Below are 16970 nucleotides of genomic sequence, written 5' to 3'. Positions count from 1 at the left end.
AATATATTTTTAATAACTACCTATATCATTTAAGTATTTATCCCTAGCCAAATTATAGCTAAATATAACCTCTATAACCTTCTCCTCTATATCCGCAAGCCTTTCTTGAGCTGCAATAACCTCAACCATAGTACCAGCCACATCTTGAAGATTAGAATTTTTTATAACTGTAGTTTCAAATCCATATCCCTCTTTATATCTATACTCAGCTATTTCAAGAGATTCCTTAGCATTCTCAACTACTCCTTTTGTATAAGCTAACATATCAGCTGTAGCCTCTACAGCCTCATAAGATTGCATTATACTTGCCTCAACATCTTTACCAGCACTATCTATAGCTACCTTAGACTTTTCCATTTTTATTTTAGATTCCTTATACTGGTAAGTGTTTTCTGGATACTGACTAGATGTAAGCTCAAGATTTAATTTATCAACTAAGTACTGAGCTTGAGCTTTTCTTATCTCTATTCTCTTCTCACTACCTTGCTTTAATCCCTGTTCTAAATTAACTTCTACTTTTGTAGTAGTAAAGTCTTGAACTAAATTTATATTTTTATTAAGATCTACATTCATAACTTTCTTAAGCTCTATTTCTGCATTCTTTCTATTCATACAAGATTTTCTATAATCTACATTCATAAGATTCACTTGAGCCTGAGCTAATAAAAGATCATCTTTTGCCTTCATTCCAGCCTCATACGCATCCTTTGCCATATTATATTGAGCAGTTGCTCTATCAAGAGCTATTTTTTTAAGATTCTCTATCTTCTCAGTCTTTATTACTTCATAATATTTTTGACGAGTAAGAAGTCCTATCTTCTTTTGAGCAATTAAATATCCATCCTTTGTAACCTCATTTTGAAGATCAGCCATAGTAGTCATAAGCTCAGTTGTAGAATCAACAGCTAATACCCTTTCTACATCTATATTTAACTTTTGAGCTATAACTGAGTTAGCATCCCCTATAGCCGAACTAAAAGATTGTTCTCCTGAGCTTAACTTAGTCTCTCCATATTTTACAGATTTTGTATACTGAGTATCAAAATCATCTGAAGATGTTGGATTTATCCCAGCCTGTTTTAAAGCTTCTAATCCTTGCTTTCCGTTAGGCATTTGAGCTATTTGATCTATTGTATAACCTGAATTTAAAGCTCCTTTTATGTGATTATATGCTCCATTTAATTGGTTTTTACTACCTTTTAATTTACTTAACATATCTCTTCCATCATCAAGCTTATCCTGTCCCTTATTTATCTTTCTTTCATTATGCTTTGCTCTATCTAGAGATAAATCTGTCGCTTTTAAGTCTACCTCAAGACCTTTTAATATATAGTTATTCTCAGTAGCAATTTTTATAGCATCATTTAAAGTCAAATTTAGATTCTCATTATCTTTATTTACTTCTTGTTTTTTTTCATCTTGTGCATATACATTAAATGCTACATTTACAGGAGTTAAAACAAGTGCTGCAGATATTGCCACGGAAATAATTCTTTTATTCATTTTTATACCTCCTCGCTAAAAGTCTTTACTATGTCATATTGAAGCTTTTCAAGCAATTTATTTAATTGCTCTTTTTCTTCAACATTTAACCCACTAGTCATTTGCCTACTAAAATCAATATGTTTCCCTCTTATATTTTCAAATAATTTTCTTCCCTTATCTGTAAGATAAGCTATAGAAGATCTTCTATCTTTAGGATTACTCTTCTTTTCCACTAACCCTTCTTTTCCCATTCTATCTATAAGACCTGTCATATTTGCCCTTGTTACAAACATCTTATCTCCTATTTCAGATAAAGACATTCCCTCTTCTGAATATGAAAGTAATAATAGAATATAAAATTTTGATTCAGATATACCATGATCTGCAAATAAGCTATTATAAATGAATCTCATCATCTCAACACTTTTTAATAAGTTAATTATAGTTTTTCCAGACACATCTTCAATAAAATTGTAACTATCTAAAAAATCAAATAGTTTCTTGTTGTTCACTCATATCACCTCTATTATCATTAAGCCTGCGTTTAAATAGATTGTATCCAACAAAGGCCCATATGCACCCAAAGGATATAAGACAAATTATATCTTTCGTAAATATACTTACAGGAGTACTCTTCACCAAAATATCTCTTACAGGTGCTACAGCATATATTAAAGGCCATATCATCCTTATTATGTATAAAAGAACAACAGGAGTTTGATCTATAGGCCATACATATCCAGCAGTTAAAAATGTAGGCATTGATAAAAGCATGGTAAACTGAGTAACCTTAAGCTTATCTTTAAATAACACTGCTATTAGCATACCTGGTCCAACAAGCGATAATATAAATAACATAACATATAAAAATGCATATAAGAACGATCCAGTAAAGTTTATATTAAGAACATACTTAAGGATTAATGCACACATTACATATGTTAAACTTGCAATAGTAGAGTATACGATTGACTTCGAAAATATATTTTCTCTATCATCCATTATAGCAGGAATAAATGCCGATAAAAATAACTGCTGAACAAATACCAGTATCATTCCAGGCATAACATATCCTTTATAAGTATATTTAGCATCATAAAGTACTCTAGATTGAAAATTGAATATCTTAGCCAAATCATAAGAAGTCTTAGGGTCTATTCCCTTAGCTTGAAGTATCTTTATATTTATACCTGCATTTATAGTAGCAAGTATCTGTGATGCAGATGATAAAGCTGTATTCCCTATAGTTATATTACTCTCATCTATTATAAGAGCTACACTAGATGATTTTTGCTTCTTTATATCCTTATTAAAATCCTTTGGTATATAAATTCCCATATAAGCTTCTTTACCGTCTATAGCATATTTTAGTTTTTCAAATGAATCGGCCCTAGAAGATATATAATATCTATCATTATTCTCAAATTCTTTAATTATCATTCTAGAAGTAGATGAATTGTCCATATCAAGCACCACTATAGGTATATCATTTAAATAATCCTTCATATACACTCCGCCAAGAAGTAAGGTGAAAAATAAAGGTCCTAAAATCAATATAACTATATTTTTAGGCTGCTTAAAAAACTTTATTATCTCGTTAATTAATTTCAACAGTTTCACCTTCTCCCAAGCTCTTTTTCTTTTTAACTCTATTTTCTCTCAATATCTCAACTAATATAGCTACTGTAAAGAATATAAGCGATACAAATAATAAATATCTTATATCTTTAGCATAATTTAGAATATATCCTTTAATCATCAAATCTCTTAAATTATCAGCATAATGATAAAGAGGTATATACTTTCCTACAAATTTATATCCATCAGCCATACCTATTAAAGGATAAGTATAACCTATCATAATAGTATTAGGTAAAAAAAGCACAGCTGCAGCTTGAGATGCCTTTATCTTATCCCACACTACTGATGATATAAAAATTCCAATAGTCGATACAGCCATAGAGAATACACAACTGAGAATCATAAGCTGTTTAATACTTCCTCTAAAAGGAACATCAAATACATTTATCTGTATATATATATTTAGCATAAGTGATATAAATCCAAGAGTAGTATATACCAATATTTTAGATCCTAAATAAGTTGCCATACTTCTTCTTTTTTCTCTATCTATACTAACAGAAGAGGCTATAACAAGACCTGCTTGAACAATAGCGGCCATAAATCCAGGCATCAAGTAATTAGTATAATTTCTAGTTGGATTAAATAACATCCTAGTCTGTATGCTTATAGACGACACTATTTTTTTAGCTTGATCAAAAGGAAGATTAAGCTTTGCCTGCAACACCTTTACTAAAGCCCCCCCTTTTATAGTCATAAGCGTTTGTGCTGCTTGAGCCTTAGCAAATGAAGTAGTTGCAAGCTGGCTTCCATCATATACAGTTAATATAGTGGGTGATTTATACTGCTTTAAATCTTTATAAAAGTTATCTGGAATCACAAGTCCAAACTTAACCTTATTTTGAGCTATTAACTTTTCTATATCGTATGGACTATCTACATAGTATTTAACATCAAATGTTTCATTATCATCAAAATAACTTACTATACTTCTAGAAAGCTGAGTATTATCTCCAAGATAAACAGCAGTAGGCGTTTCTTTTAATTGATGGTCAGAAAACATATAGCAAAGCATTATATTTACTAATAACGGCGTTATAAATATCAAATTAAATGCCATTATATACTTTTTTATTTTATTCAACAACATCACCTACTTTTCAAAATCCACAAACGCACTCATTCCAGGTCTTAATAAATTTTTATCATCTTCTATTTTTATTTTTACTCCATATGAAACTATGTCGTAGTTTCCATTATCATTAGTAGCTTTTTTTACTGCAAAATCAGGCTTTTTATTAACTCTTATAACCTTGCCCTTAAAAATTTTATCTTTAAATGCTGGAACAGCTATTTTAGCTTCTTGACCTTCATAAACCTCACTTAGTTTAGTTTCATCTAAATTAACCTCAATCCACATATTGCTTAAATCAGAAACAGTAGCTATGCTCATTCCCGTAGATACTAATTCTCCTTTATCTACATTTAAAAGAGTTATATTTCCATTTATAGGAGCTTTTATACTCGTATCTTGTATATAAGAATTGACCTCATCAAGGCCAGCCTTAGCTTGCTCATACTTGCCCCTTGCCGCTTCTACCATATTAGTAGCTGCTGCAACCATAGCTTGTGCTCCAGATACATCTTCACTTCTAGCTCCTTCTTTTGCCATACTAAGTGTTTGCTCCGCTATATCAAGCTGAGCTTTTATTTCATCTTTCTTTTGAGCTGATACAGCCCCTTTTTCATATAACTTTTCTACTCTTTCATAAGTTTTTAACATAAGATCATAATAAGTTTGAGCTTTTGCTATATCTTGACTTCTAGCTCCATTTTGTGCTTTAGTAAGTTGTGAATTAGCAGCTGCAACTTGAGATTGAGCGGCCTCTAACTGTCCTTTAGCTGCACTTACAAGTGCCTCCATCTGATTTTTCTTAGCTGCAAGTTCTTTTGAGTCTATAGTTGCTATTATATCTCCTTCTTTAACCATTTGCCCTTCTTCTACTTTTACCTCTCCTATTTTGCCTGGTATTTTAGAATTTATATCTACCTCTTGAGCTTCTATAATTCCTTGATATTTATCCGTAGTTTCAATTTTTTGACTAGATGCACATCCAAATAACAATGTAGTAGTCATAATAATTAAACAAATTAAAATACTTTTCTTGTTTTTCACTTTATGTACCTCCCCTTAAATAGTTAACATGTTTATTAATTTATGTATTAATTATATTACCTCAATATCATTTTGTAAATACATTTTAACAAAAAAAAGAATGGATATGATATCCATTCTTTTTTACATTAATACACTATCAACTTTTTGTTTTAACTCAAATATATCAAAAGGTTTTTGAAGTATACCCTCTATTTTTAACTCATTAAGTATATTCATCTTCTTTGGGTCTGTAAATGCTGTTAATATGAAAACCTTCATTTCTTTATCATATTTTCTTATATTTTCAAGTATTTGGTCCCCATCCATATCCTTAAGTCTCATATCCAAAAGAGCTAAATCTAATTTATTACTCTTTACTGTATCTATGGCTTGCTCCCCATCTTCTGCTAAATAAACTTCGTATTCTTCACTGAATAAGTTGTTTAAAAGGGATCTTAATCCTAACTCATCATCCACAATAAGTATCTTTTTCATAAATATAGCCCCCTATATTAGTGCTCTATTCTTGTTATTAGCTTTGCTTCAACAGAACCAAATTTATCTTCCCCAACAACAGATATTATATCGTCATCATCAAAATCACCTTCATCTAAAGAGCGTCCATCTATATCTCTAAAACTTACCTTACTAGTTGAATAGCTTATATATATAGTTTTTCCATCTATATTATTTTCAAGTTCTATTTCATTATCGCTTCTGTCTATATTTTTTATCTTTCCTGTATATGTGCTCATGCTGATATTATCATCAGCTTCAATTTCAGTTATCTCTCCACTCTCTAGAGTTATCTTTATTTTGTGGTTTATTCTAAGATCATAAAGACCTGCAGATCTATCATCTATTTCAACTTCAAATCTTGAGGCTAATTTATATGTCTTAGTTTTGTTATCTTCATCTAATATAGTTACCTCTGGAACTTTTGCCATTTTTATTTCTTTTAAAATTCCTTTTACTGTTGTTTCAATAGTATCTGCATCTATATCCTTAACCTTATCGTATTCAACTTCAAGCTCTGCCTTATCTCCTACTCTAAGATCTGATATTTTAGCCGAATCATTATTTCTTTTTACTTTAACATCATTGTCTATATCAAATCTATAAGTCTTTTTATATTTATCATCAGTTTCTATATCTATTTTAGAAGAAGATACTTCTTGAATTATTCCTTCAACTTTGAAATTCTTAGACATTGCATCTATTTCCTCTAAAACACCGTTCTTTATTTTTATAGTTACTTTATCATCTTTATCAAGATTATAAGAAGTTGCCTTCTCTCCATCAAGATTTATCTTAGTACTAGAATTCACTTTATATTCCTCATAACTATTTCCTATTTTGAATTTTATAGTGTGATTTCCATTAGCATCAAATGAAACAGTATAGAAATATCCTTCTTTTTCTTCTTCTACATCACTTAACTTAACAGCATATAGCTTGCTTCCACTTATAGTCAATTTAACTTCTCTTCCATCTTTTAAGTCTTCAACTTTTGCTGTCTGATTTCCAAGCTTAATACTTATATCACTTTTTTTGTTGCTAAACACAAGTTTTTTATTTCTTGAATCTTTTATCGTTAGTGTCAAATCTCCATTATATTCAAGTACATCCTCTATCTTACCTTCCACAGATGTTAGAACTTGACTAGGTTTTTCTGATTCTTTATTTTTATCTGCATTTGTATTTGTTTCTGTATCTGTGTTTGTATTTGTATTCTTACTCTTTAAATCATACGCAACAGATAACATTTTAGACATTTCAGCTCTAGTTACAGGATTTTTAGGATTGAAATTTCCCTTCCAATCTCCAGAACCATTTAATATACCTTTTTTTATAAGTATATCTATGTATGGCTTAGCCTCTGATGGTATTTGACTTGCATCTTTAAATCCTAATATAACAACTTTATTTAACTGTTTTTCAAGATTCAACCCTCTTGCAAGATATACTGCAATTTCCCACCTAAGTGCATTCTGAGAGTTTCCATTTTTTATAAATTGAGATAATAATTTTTCATTGTTTAATATTTTTTTCTCAAGAGCAAAAACTATTTCTTCTTTAGACCAGTCTGCATAAGTTAATATCCCATAATCCTTAAGAGATTTTTCATATTTGGATTTATTAGCATCATAAACAGATTGTACTTCTTTTGAATCAAATAATCTCGTTATAAGAACTATAGCCTCTATTCTAGATACCGATTTATCTGGTTTAAACGTTGCATCTGAATATCCAGTTATTATTTTTTTAGAAGCCATACTCTCTACATATTTTTTAGACCAATGCTTATCTGTTACATCCGTGAACATCTGAGCTCCAAAAGAATACATAACACTTGTCATAATTAAAAATACAGCTAATACTATAGCCAGAGTACTTTTAACCCATTTTTTAATTCTTATTTTTTTCATATCTAACCCCCCTACCTATATATTAAGATATATACTTTAACTTTACCACATAATTATTCAATATAAAAGAGATAATAAATGACATATTATATCATAAACCATTTTAACCCATTAAACTATATATCCTCCCCGAATAATCTATTTGACAAATATGAGATAGTTTATAAATTCAAATATGGAATCAATGTGAAGTTGAAAAAAATGAAGGAATATGTGATAATTATTATATAAAATAAAAAATATGTCAAAAATAAAATTGATCTATAAATATTGAATAATTAATTGAAAGGAGGAATTTTTATAACAAAAATAAAAGCAGATTTGAGAAAAAATGCAGTAAACAAGTATAAATTAATATACTTACCTTTATTTATTGCACTATTAGCTCCTTTTATTGTTAGCATTTCCAATCTTTATATAAGTAAAAATTTATTGTTAGAACAAGTAAAACAAGATGGGCTTAATCTTTCAAAACAAGTAGCAAAACAAATAGAAAAAAATGAAACATCATTAAATATAATTAATGAAATATTAGAGCAAAAGATTAGAGATATATGTAAAATGGTAATAGAGAATGAAAAAAATCTGAGTAATGATTTTTTAGCAAGGCTAGCAAAAGACCTTCATATAGATGAACTGAACTGGATGAATGAAAATGGTACAGTTTTATATTCAAGTGTTAAAGAATATAAAGGCTGGGTTCCTTTTAAAGGTCATCCACTATATGATTTTGTGCAAAGTAAAGATAAAGAATTAATGGAAGACATAAGACCCGATTCAGAGTTTGGTATCCCTACTAAATATGGATCATTAAAAAATGAAAATGGATATTTTGTTCAAGTAGGAATTTTAGCAGAAAATATACAAAAACTAACACAAAAATTCGACTATCAAGTATTAGTTGAAGAATTAGCTCAAGAAAAAAATATTATTTATGTAACAATTGTAGATACAAATTTAAAATCAATTGCAAATGCAGATATAAATTCTATTGGAATTGTATACGATGCTTCTGAAGAAAAAAATCTAAAAGAAGCTACCCAAGGACGTATAGGTGCAGAAGAATGGTTCTATGAAAAGATAGGTGAAAATTTACTAGAGATAACAGTTCCTATACTCATTAATGGAGAAGTTACAGGAGCTTTATTTATAGGACTTTCTATGGAAAGTGTTTATTCTTCTGTTTATACTATTTTTGTGAGTTCATCTATTATATCCATCATGATATTTTTATTATTCTTATGGATACAAAATAAAAATATTATTAAACCAGTAAATCAGTTAAATTATAATATTAATCAAATAGATATTGAAAATAATATAGAATATAGACTCCCTGTGGAGAATGATACTTTTTTAGGATTAACACTTTCTATTAACAATCTATTAGATAAGTCAAATGCTTATTTATATCAGTTAAAAGAAAATCAGGAGAATTTAAGAATATCTAATCAAGAAATAGCCGCAGCTTATCAACAGCTAACTGCATCAGACGAACAGTTGAGAGCTCAATATGATGAAATACAAAACTATACATCATATATAGAATACCTTGCTTATAATGATCATTTGACAAACCTTCCAAATAGGAGAAGTTTTTTAGAAAGATTAGAAGAATCAATTAATAAAAATCAATCTGGAGCAGTCATGTTATTAGATCTAGATAATTTCAAAGAAATTAACGATACATTAGGTCATACATATGGAGATAAAGTATTAATTAAAGTAGCACAATCTCTTATAAATATAACAGATGAGAAGGTATTTATATCCAGATTTGGTGGAGATGAATTTCTTGTTTTAATAGAAGATGAAGAAGATATTAATGTAATTGAAAATTATGCAAAAAAAGTAAGCAATATATTTAAAAATGATATTTTAATAGAAGATAATGGTATCTGTATAGGATGTAGCATTGGAATCACTAGGTATCCTTTTGATAGTAGTGAGGTAAATCAACTAATTATAAATGCTGATTTAGCAATGTATAAAGTTAAGAATATAGGAAAAAACAACTATATGTTCTTTAAAAAAGAAATGACAGAAAAATTAAGGAAACATATTGAGATAGAAAAGATTTTAAGAGAAGCAATAACAGAAAAAGGATTCAAGCTACTATATCAGCCTCAAGTTTGCACTTATACTGGAAAAATTGTAGGATTTGAAGCTCTTTTAAGGCTAAAAAAACATTCTATCTCACCTGCTGTATTCATTCCAGCAGTAGAAGAAAATGGTATGATTATTCAAATTGGTAGATGGGTCACAAAAGAAGTGATCAATCAAATAGCAATATGGAAAAATAAAGGTATTGATGTAGGGTCTATAGCCATTAATTTTTCAGCAAAGCAATTAGATGATTCAAATTATATCGCATTCTTAGAAAATGAATTGAAGAAAAAAAATGTAGAAAGTAAATATATAGAAATAGAAATTACTGAAAGTATATTTTTAGATAAAAAAGAGGAAACAATCGAATTTTTAGATAAATTAAGAAAATTAGGAATAAAAATTGCTTTAGATGATTTTGGTACAGGATATTCCTCCCTTAGCTATTTAACATTTTTACCAGTGGATAAAATTAAACTTGATAAGTCCTTATGTGATAAATTTTTAGAAATAGAAAATATTGCAGTTATGGATAATATTATTTCCCTTGCACACAGTTTAAATTTAGAAGTATTAGCAGAGGGAATAGAAAATATAGAACAACATAACCGTCTAAAAGTAGGAGGTTGTAACTATATTCAAGGATATTTATTTAGTAAGCCAGTAGAAGTTAATGAAGTAGAAAAAATATATAATACTACTTTCTTAGAAAAAAGAGCTACTTTAAAATGATGAATCATTTTAAAGTAGCTCTTTTTTTAATTCTAATTAAACTATCTCACATTACCTATATTCACAGCTTTATCATAATCTATAATAGATAAATTATAGTCAGATATAGCCTTTGATAAAGCTATATTAGCTGAATACGATTGATTAGCCGCTTCTTGAACTTCTAAAAGAGTACTCATTCCAGCATCATAAGAAAGCTTCTTAAGTCTAAATACCTCATTAGCTTTGTCCACTTGCGACTTTGCTAACTCTATTTGTCTCTTGCTATTATTTACCTTATCATACTTTAACTTTATATCAAATTCAACCATCTGTTTAGAATTTAACATAAGATTTTCAACCTTAGCAACATTTCTTTCTTTTGTTTTGTAAACATAAGTGTTTGATGGATATTTGATAGAGTTACTCTCAAAATCAAGCTTTACAATTTCATATTGGTTGTTCATTTGAATCATATCAAATCTTTTCTCATAAGCAGTCAAAATATCCTTTTCCAAATCAACCTTGAAATTTTTCTCATCAAACTTAGATGTAAGTTCTATCTTAGTGTCAAGGTTATAATTTAAAATCATATTAAGTGCTCTATATGCACTTTGTAAATCAGTCTTAGCTTTTTCTAAGTTAGACTTTGCTTCATTAAGTGCTATATCAGCCATATATAAATCTGATTTTGATGCAACCCCTAAGTCATGTTTTTTCTTAACATTATCTCTGCTCTTTTGAGTATTAGTTAAATTATTATTTGTAACATCATAATAATCCTTTGCTTGAAGTGCTCCATAATAAGCTTGAGTTGTTTTGTATTTTAAATCTTCTATTTTATAATCTTTTTTTATTTTTTCTTCATCTAAAGCATTCTGAGCAGACTTTGAATACATATTAGAATCTAATTGAAAACTTTGTACTGTTCCCAATGAAACATCTGAATTTTCATGTTTTTTTTCACTTCTCTTTGCTTTATCAAATTCTATCTCTTTTATTTCAATTTCTAAATCACTTACCTTTAATTCTGTTGAATTTTTTATTGCTTCATTTATAGCTTGCTCCAATGATAACTTTTTAGTTTTATTGACTTGGGAAGTATCTGCATATGTTATTATTGATGTTATAAGAGTCATACATACAATCAATACACTAAGAACTAACTTTTTCATCTAAAGTCCCCTCTTTCTTTTTAAATTTCTTTTTTATCTTCGTAACTAAATCATCAAATATGCTATATATAACTGGTATGAATGCCAGTGTCAATACAGTAGACAATGTAAGTCCTCCTATAACCACAGTAGCCATTGGTGCTTGAGTAGATGCTCCTTCACCTATTCCAAGTGCTAGTGGTATAAGACCTAAAACAGTAGTTAAAGTAGTCATAAGTATAGGTCTAAATCTAGTAAACCCTGCTTTTACTATAGCTTCTTTTCTGTCCATTCCTGATTCTCTTAATTGGTTTATATAATCAACTAAGACTATAGCATTATTAACAACTATACCTGAGAGCATTATTACCCCAATTAAAGCAGGTACTGATAAAGCCCTTCCAGTTACAAATAATCCTATAAATCCTCCAGATAAAGCAAATGGAACTGAAAGCATTACAGTAAAAGGATGTATTAATGATTCAAACTGAGATGCAAGCACCATATAAACTATAATTACTGATAGAATAAGTGCAAGCCCTAAGCTTGAGAATGCTTCTACCATATCCTGTTGCTGTCCTGTAAATTCATACGTATATCCAGATGGCATGTTATAATTTTCAAGTTCGTTTTTTATATCATCAGTTACAGATTTTAAGTCTCTTCCATCAAGTTGAGAAGAAATTGTAGCTGTTCTTACTTGATTTATTCTACTTATTTGAGTTGGTGCATTACCATATTCTATATGAGCTATTTGTCCAAGAGGAACAATTTCTCCATTTTGAGATGTTATGTGTATTTGCTTAACATCCTCTATAGAATCTTTGACTGCATCTCCTAAAGATACATCTACATCTATTTCATCTCCATCTAATTTAAATGTAGTAGCCTTAGATCCATCTATAGAAGATTTTATAGTGTTTGCAACATCACTTGCCGTTACTTTATAAAAAGATGCTACTTCTCTATTAATAACAACTCTTGCTTCTGGGTTTCCATCTTCCATATCAGATGTAACTTCTGCAGTTCCTGGAATTTTCTTTAATATACCTTCAATATCAGATCCTACAGATCTTAAAGTTTCGAGATCATCTCCTTTTATCTGTATTCCTATAGCGGCTGAACTTCCTCCTCCGCCACCCATAGAAGATGCCTCTGATACTTTTATTTTAGCTCCAGGTATTGACTCTACTTCTTTTCTAACTTCATTTACTATTTCTGCAGTTGATCTTTTTCTTTCTTTTTGATTAACTAAAACAACATTTACATTTGATGAATTACTTGCAGTATTTGAGAATCCAGATGATCCTCCTACAGTTGAAAATATCTTATCCTTTTCAGGTATATTCTCTACTATTTTTTCAACTTCTTTTACTACTTTATCACTTTCCTCAAGAGTTGTTCCAAACGGAGTCTCTATCTTTACATTAAAGCTTCCCTCATCTTCTGCTGGGAAGAACTCCCCACCAACAGCACCAACCAATGCTATTGATGATACGAATATAAGTATAGCTATAAATACTGTCGTTTTTCTATGATGAAGAACATAGTCTAACAACTTTCCATATGCTCTACTCATTTTTTCTATAGCTTCTGTGAATACATTTAATATTTTCTCTATAAGTTTGAATTCTTTCGTCTTAGGTTCTGAAACCTTAAGTATCTTAGAAGCTAGCATTGGCACTACAGTTATTGCAACTATTAAAGATGCAAGTAGTGAGAATACTACAGCAAATGAAAGTTGCTTAAATACTATAGCAGTAAATCCTTTTACGAATACTATAGGTAAGAATACCGCTATAGTAGTCATAGTAGATGCAAATACTGCCATTGTAACTTCTTTAGCTCCTATAATAGCAGCATCTATTCTTGATTTTCCTTCTTCTCTATGTCTATATATATTCTCAAGAACAACTATGGAGTTATCAACCAACATACCTATTCCAAGAGCTAACCCTCCAAGAGATATTAAGTTGATTGTAAGTCCTCCGAAATACATAAGAGCAAAGGTTGCTATTATAGATATCGGTATAGCAATCCCAACTATAAAAGTAGATCTTATATTTCTAAGAAATAAGAAAAGTATAATAACAGCTAGTATACCTCCTATTATAGCATTATTCGTCACATTTTTTATAGAATTATTTATAAATTCAGATTGATCTGTTCCAACAATTATATTAATTTGAGGATATTCATTATTTATTTTATCTACCTCTTCTAATATATTCTGAGCAACCTTAACAGTATTTGCAGAAGACTGCTTGGTTATAGATATCCCCATACTATTTTGTCCATTAACTCTTGATAGAGTATCCTTATCCTTGTACCCAAGCTCAACCTGAGCTATATCTGATAATTTTATTGTTTGATTAGTTCTCAATGATATAAGTATATTTTTTATATCATCTATACTTTCAAATTCCCCAACAGTTCTAACCAAAATCTCTTTAGAACCTTTATTTACATTACCACCAGGTAAATTTAAATTCTCTGCTCTTAATATATTTTTTATTTGACTGAGTGAGAGTTTATATCCTGATAATTTTTCCTGATCTACTTTTATACTTACTTCATTTTCCTCTCCACCTGATATATCAACAGATGCTACTCCTTCTATTCTCTCAAATCTGGATTGTAAGTCATCCTCTACTAGAGCCTGGAGCTTTGCAAGATTCATCTTGGATGATACTCCTAAATCTACTATTGCTTCAGCATTAGGATCTATCTTAAGTACCATAGGTGATGAAGCATCATCAGGTAGAGCTCCTTTTACTAAATCAACCTTTTCTCTCATTTGAAGTGTTGCAAAATCCATATCAGTTCCATACTCAAATTCAACTACTATTATACTGTTTCCTTCTCTTGAATACGATGTTACTTTTTTCAAATTACTAACAGTTGCCACTGATTTTTCTATTGGCTTAGTAACTAAGGTCTCAATTTCTTCAGGTCCAACCCCACTATAATTAACCGAAACTATAGCAACAGGAATATCCATCTCAGGATAAAGATCTATTGGCAAAAGTCCAAGAGATACAAATCCTATAAGTATTGCTATAAACATGAACATGAGGGTTGTAACAGGTCTTTTAACCGATATTTTTGATATATTCATATTTACTTCCCCCTATTTATTAATTTTAACTTTTTTTCCTTCTTCTAAATAATTTTGTCCCTTTTTAACAACTGCTTCACCTTGCTTTATTCCTTTTATTATTTCAACAATTTCTCCATTATCGATTCCAGTCTCTATTTTATTAACATGGGCAAGATTATCTTTAACTATATATACTACACTTTCTCCATCCTTTATTACTACTGATTCTGATGGAACTGTTATAACATTTTCTTTCTTATCTGTTACTAAGTTTACATTCGCAAACATACCAGGCTTTATAATGCTATCTTTGTTTTCTATTTCTATTTTTATAGGATAAGTCATAGAATTTGATGCTGTTGCAGGAGACATGGCACTTATTTTACCTTGGAAGTTTTCCTTACCAGCTGACTTTATAGATATATCAACTACATCTCCTAACTTAATCTTGTTTATAAGATACTCTGAAACATCAGTATCAATAACAACTTTATTCATATTCGCTATAGAAACAGCTGGTTGAGCAGACGATGCCATCTCTCCTTCATTTATATTAACAGCAGTTACTATTCCATATATAGGAGACGAGACTGTTGTGTCATTTAACTTTGATTGTGCATTTTCAAGCGAAACTTTAGCTTGATCAACTTGTGCCTGAGCTGCATCTAGATTAGCAGATGATGCTTGAAGCTCATACTGTTCAAAGTCTTTCTTTGATATAGCCCCTTCTTGGTATAAAGATTTCATTCTCTCATAGTTTATTTGTGCATTTTGTATTTGTTCTTTTCTTATTTGAAGATTTGCAATTGCCATATCGTATGCTGCTTGAGCACTTTTAACTCCATTTACTACATCAGTTTGATCTATAGTAAAAAGTACATCTCCTTTATTAACTTTTTTACCTATTTCAACATTTACACTAGTAACCTTTCCAGGCATTTTAGGAACAATATCTGCCTCTTCTATAGGTTTTACTTTTGCTGATAAAGTAGTTTTTACATTTATATTTTGCTTTTTAGACACCTCTGTCTCAACACTTACAAATTTCTCCTTAACACTTGAAGTTTCTTCTTTCTTTCCACATCCAGAAAGAGCCATAGTTAAAGTTAAAATCATTACAACTAATAAGCTTATTCTTTTTTTCATTATTTCTTCCTCCCCTATCTTTTTAATATTCCATTAAAAAATACATCTATTATTATATCTACTTCTTTTTCGATCGGTATATTATTATTTCCTCTCGTCCCATTAAGCCTTTGAAAAAACATGCCAAACATCATACTTGTGAATATTATAGATAGTGATTTTTGATCTATTTTCTTGTATTTATCTCCATCTATATTTATATTTTGTAATATATGTTTTGTTATAAGCCCTTCTTTTTCTTTGCATTTTTCCAAATGCATATCCATTATATCTTCATGAAACTGCATCTCATAATGTATAACCTTAGATATATGGAAGTTCTTTTTAAATACCTTATATCTATTAAGTACTATAAGCTTTAAAACTTCATCCAAAGATTTATCTTTATTATCCTCTATAGTTTTTTGTATTGAATTAAAATCTGCAAATTCATCGAATTTATCTATATATTCAATCATTACACCTCTTAATATATCTTTTTTTGTTTTATAATACCTAAATATTGTTCCTTGTGCAACCCCAGCCTCCTCTGCTATTTCAGCAGTAGTTGCAGCTGAGAATCCCTTTTTAGCAAAAACCTTTAAAGCGGCATTAAATATCTTTTCCTTAGTATCAATCTTTTTTTTAGTCGTCATATACTCCTCCTCCACAATGAATGAGCACTCACTCACTTTTTGTCATATAAACATTATACTATGTATGAATATTTTTGCAATACAAAATTTCAGATTTCTCCAATACCAGTCAAAAAACTTTCCTAAAAATGAGCATTATGTAAATTTACATTAACCACTTAACTCATATTTCGCACAATGATTTTCAGATTTATAATATTTAAGATTTCTATATTTATGCATTCAGCAGAATATGAGACTTAACTAAAAATAAAGGGTATTAAAATGTTAGGACATGATTTGAATATTTTTGTATAAAACTTGAATTACAACGTTTGAATATCTGTTAAAAAAGTTCATTGTCTGACCGTTAGGGAGTTTAGAACTTTTAGGATATTCAATAAGATGTAATTCTTAGTTTTATTAAAAATATTCAATACATGACCGGTATTTTAATACCCTTTATTTTGGTATTTAAAGCTGACT

12 protein-coding genes are annotated in these 16970 nt (G+C 29.5%); 1 reads left to right on the top strand and 11 read right to left on the bottom strand.

Translation table 11 applies throughout. The annotated features are described in order from the left end of the window. Positions 1 to 9: 9 nt before the first annotated feature. From N4A48_RS02845 to N4A48_RS02815, 7 genes are all read right to left on the bottom strand, one after another. A complete protein-coding gene (locus tag N4A48_RS02845) occupies positions 10 to 1503 on the bottom strand; it encodes a TolC family protein (RefSeq protein WP_293664165.1) in 1494 nt (497 codons plus the stop codon). 2 nt (positions 1504 to 1505) lie between these two features. After that, positions 1506 to 1997, bottom strand: a complete 492-nt coding sequence (locus N4A48_RS02840) for a MarR family winged helix-turn-helix transcriptional regulator (protein WP_293664164.1) — start codon at positions 1995 to 1997, stop codon at positions 1506 to 1508. Beyond that, positions 1975 to 3096 carry an ABC transporter permease gene (locus N4A48_RS02835; RefSeq protein ID WP_293664163.1) on the bottom strand — a complete coding sequence of 374 codons (1122 nt, stop codon included), beginning with the start codon at positions 3094 to 3096 and terminating at the stop codon, positions 1975 to 1977. The genes N4A48_RS02840 and N4A48_RS02835 overlap by 23 nt, the downstream gene beginning before the upstream one ends. Then, a complete protein-coding gene (locus N4A48_RS02830; RefSeq protein ID WP_293664162.1) occupies positions 3083 to 4210 on the bottom strand; it encodes an ABC transporter permease in 1128 nt (375 codons plus the stop codon). The genes N4A48_RS02835 and N4A48_RS02830 overlap by 14 nt, the downstream gene beginning before the upstream one ends. Positions 4211 to 4219: 9 nt before the next feature. Beyond that, positions 4220 to 5242, bottom strand: a complete 1023-nt coding sequence (locus tag N4A48_RS02825) for an HlyD family secretion protein (RefSeq protein WP_293664161.1) — start codon at positions 5240 to 5242, stop codon at positions 4220 to 4222. Positions 5243 to 5365: 123 nt separating this feature from the next. Continuing rightward, positions 5366 to 5719: a response regulator gene (locus N4A48_RS02820; RefSeq protein ID WP_293664160.1), complete on the bottom strand. Its 354-nt coding sequence runs from the start codon at positions 5717 to 5719 to the stop codon at positions 5366 to 5368. Between the two features lie 17 nt (positions 5720 to 5736). After that, positions 5737 to 7653: an S-layer homology domain-containing protein gene (locus N4A48_RS02815; RefSeq protein WP_293664159.1), complete on the bottom strand. Its 1917-nt coding sequence runs from the start codon at positions 7651 to 7653 to the stop codon at positions 5737 to 5739. Positions 7654 to 7935: 282 nt separating this feature from the next. Here N4A48_RS02815 and N4A48_RS02810 point away from each other — a divergent pair, with 282 nt between their 5' ends. Further along, a complete protein-coding gene (locus tag N4A48_RS02810) occupies positions 7936 to 10491 on the top strand; it encodes a bifunctional diguanylate cyclase/phosphodiesterase (protein WP_293664158.1) in 2556 nt (851 codons plus the stop codon). 41 nt (positions 10492 to 10532) lie between these two features. Here the strand turns inward: N4A48_RS02810 and N4A48_RS02805 are convergent, their stop codons facing one another. The 4 genes from N4A48_RS02805 to N4A48_RS02790 are packed head-to-tail and all read right to left on the bottom strand — an operon-like array spanning position 10533 to position 16505. Further along, a complete protein-coding gene (locus N4A48_RS02805; protein WP_293664157.1) occupies positions 10533 to 11645 on the bottom strand; it encodes a TolC family protein in 1113 nt (370 codons plus the stop codon). Then, a complete protein-coding gene (locus tag N4A48_RS02800; protein WP_293664156.1) occupies positions 11626 to 14742 on the bottom strand; it encodes an efflux RND transporter permease subunit in 3117 nt (1038 codons plus the stop codon). The genes N4A48_RS02805 and N4A48_RS02800 overlap by 20 nt, the downstream gene beginning before the upstream one ends. Positions 14743 to 14754: 12 nt before the next feature. Next, positions 14755 to 15870: an efflux RND transporter periplasmic adaptor subunit gene (locus tag N4A48_RS02795; protein WP_293664155.1), complete on the bottom strand. Its 1116-nt coding sequence runs from the start codon at positions 15868 to 15870 to the stop codon at positions 14755 to 14757. Positions 15871 to 15884: 14 nt separating this feature from the next. Next, positions 15885 to 16505: a TetR/AcrR family transcriptional regulator gene (locus N4A48_RS02790; RefSeq protein ID WP_293664154.1), complete on the bottom strand. Its 621-nt coding sequence runs from the start codon at positions 16503 to 16505 to the stop codon at positions 15885 to 15887. Positions 16506 to 16970 lie beyond the last annotated feature (465 nt).

This window comes from Tepidibacter sp., assembly GCF_025210165.1.
Classification (GTDB): Bacteria; Bacillota; Clostridia; order Peptostreptococcales; family Peptostreptococcaceae; genus Tepidibacter_A.
The sequence above is the reverse complement of the archived record's forward strand: the minus strand, read 5'-3'. Positions and strand labels throughout refer to the sequence as shown.

Bases quoted from the DNA above. Each gene is read 5' to 3' on its own strand.
- N4A48_RS02845 (WP_293664165.1), bottom strand. From the start codon at position 1,503: ATGAATAAAAGAATTATTTCCGTGGCAATATCTGCAGCACTTGTTTTA.
- N4A48_RS02820 (WP_293664160.1), bottom strand. From the start codon at position 5,719: ATGAAAAAGATACTTATTGTGGATGATGAGTTAGGATTAAGATCCCTT.
- N4A48_RS02815 (WP_293664159.1), bottom strand. From the start codon at position 7,653: ATGAAAAAAATAAGAATTAAAAAATGGGTTAAAAGTACTCTGGCTATA.
- N4A48_RS02805 (WP_293664157.1), bottom strand. From the start codon at position 11,645: ATGAAAAAGTTAGTTCTTAGTGTATTGATTGTATGTATGACTCTTATA.
- N4A48_RS02800 (WP_293664156.1), bottom strand. From the start codon at position 14,742: ATGAATATATCAAAAATATCGGTTAAAAGACCTGTTACAACCCTCATG.
- N4A48_RS02795 (WP_293664155.1), bottom strand. From the start codon at position 15,870: ATGAAAAAAAGAATAAGCTTATTAGTTGTAATGATTTTAACTTTAACT.
- N4A48_RS02790 (WP_293664154.1), bottom strand. From the start codon at position 16,505: ATGACGACTAAAAAAAAGATTGATACTAAGGAAAAGATATTTAATGCC.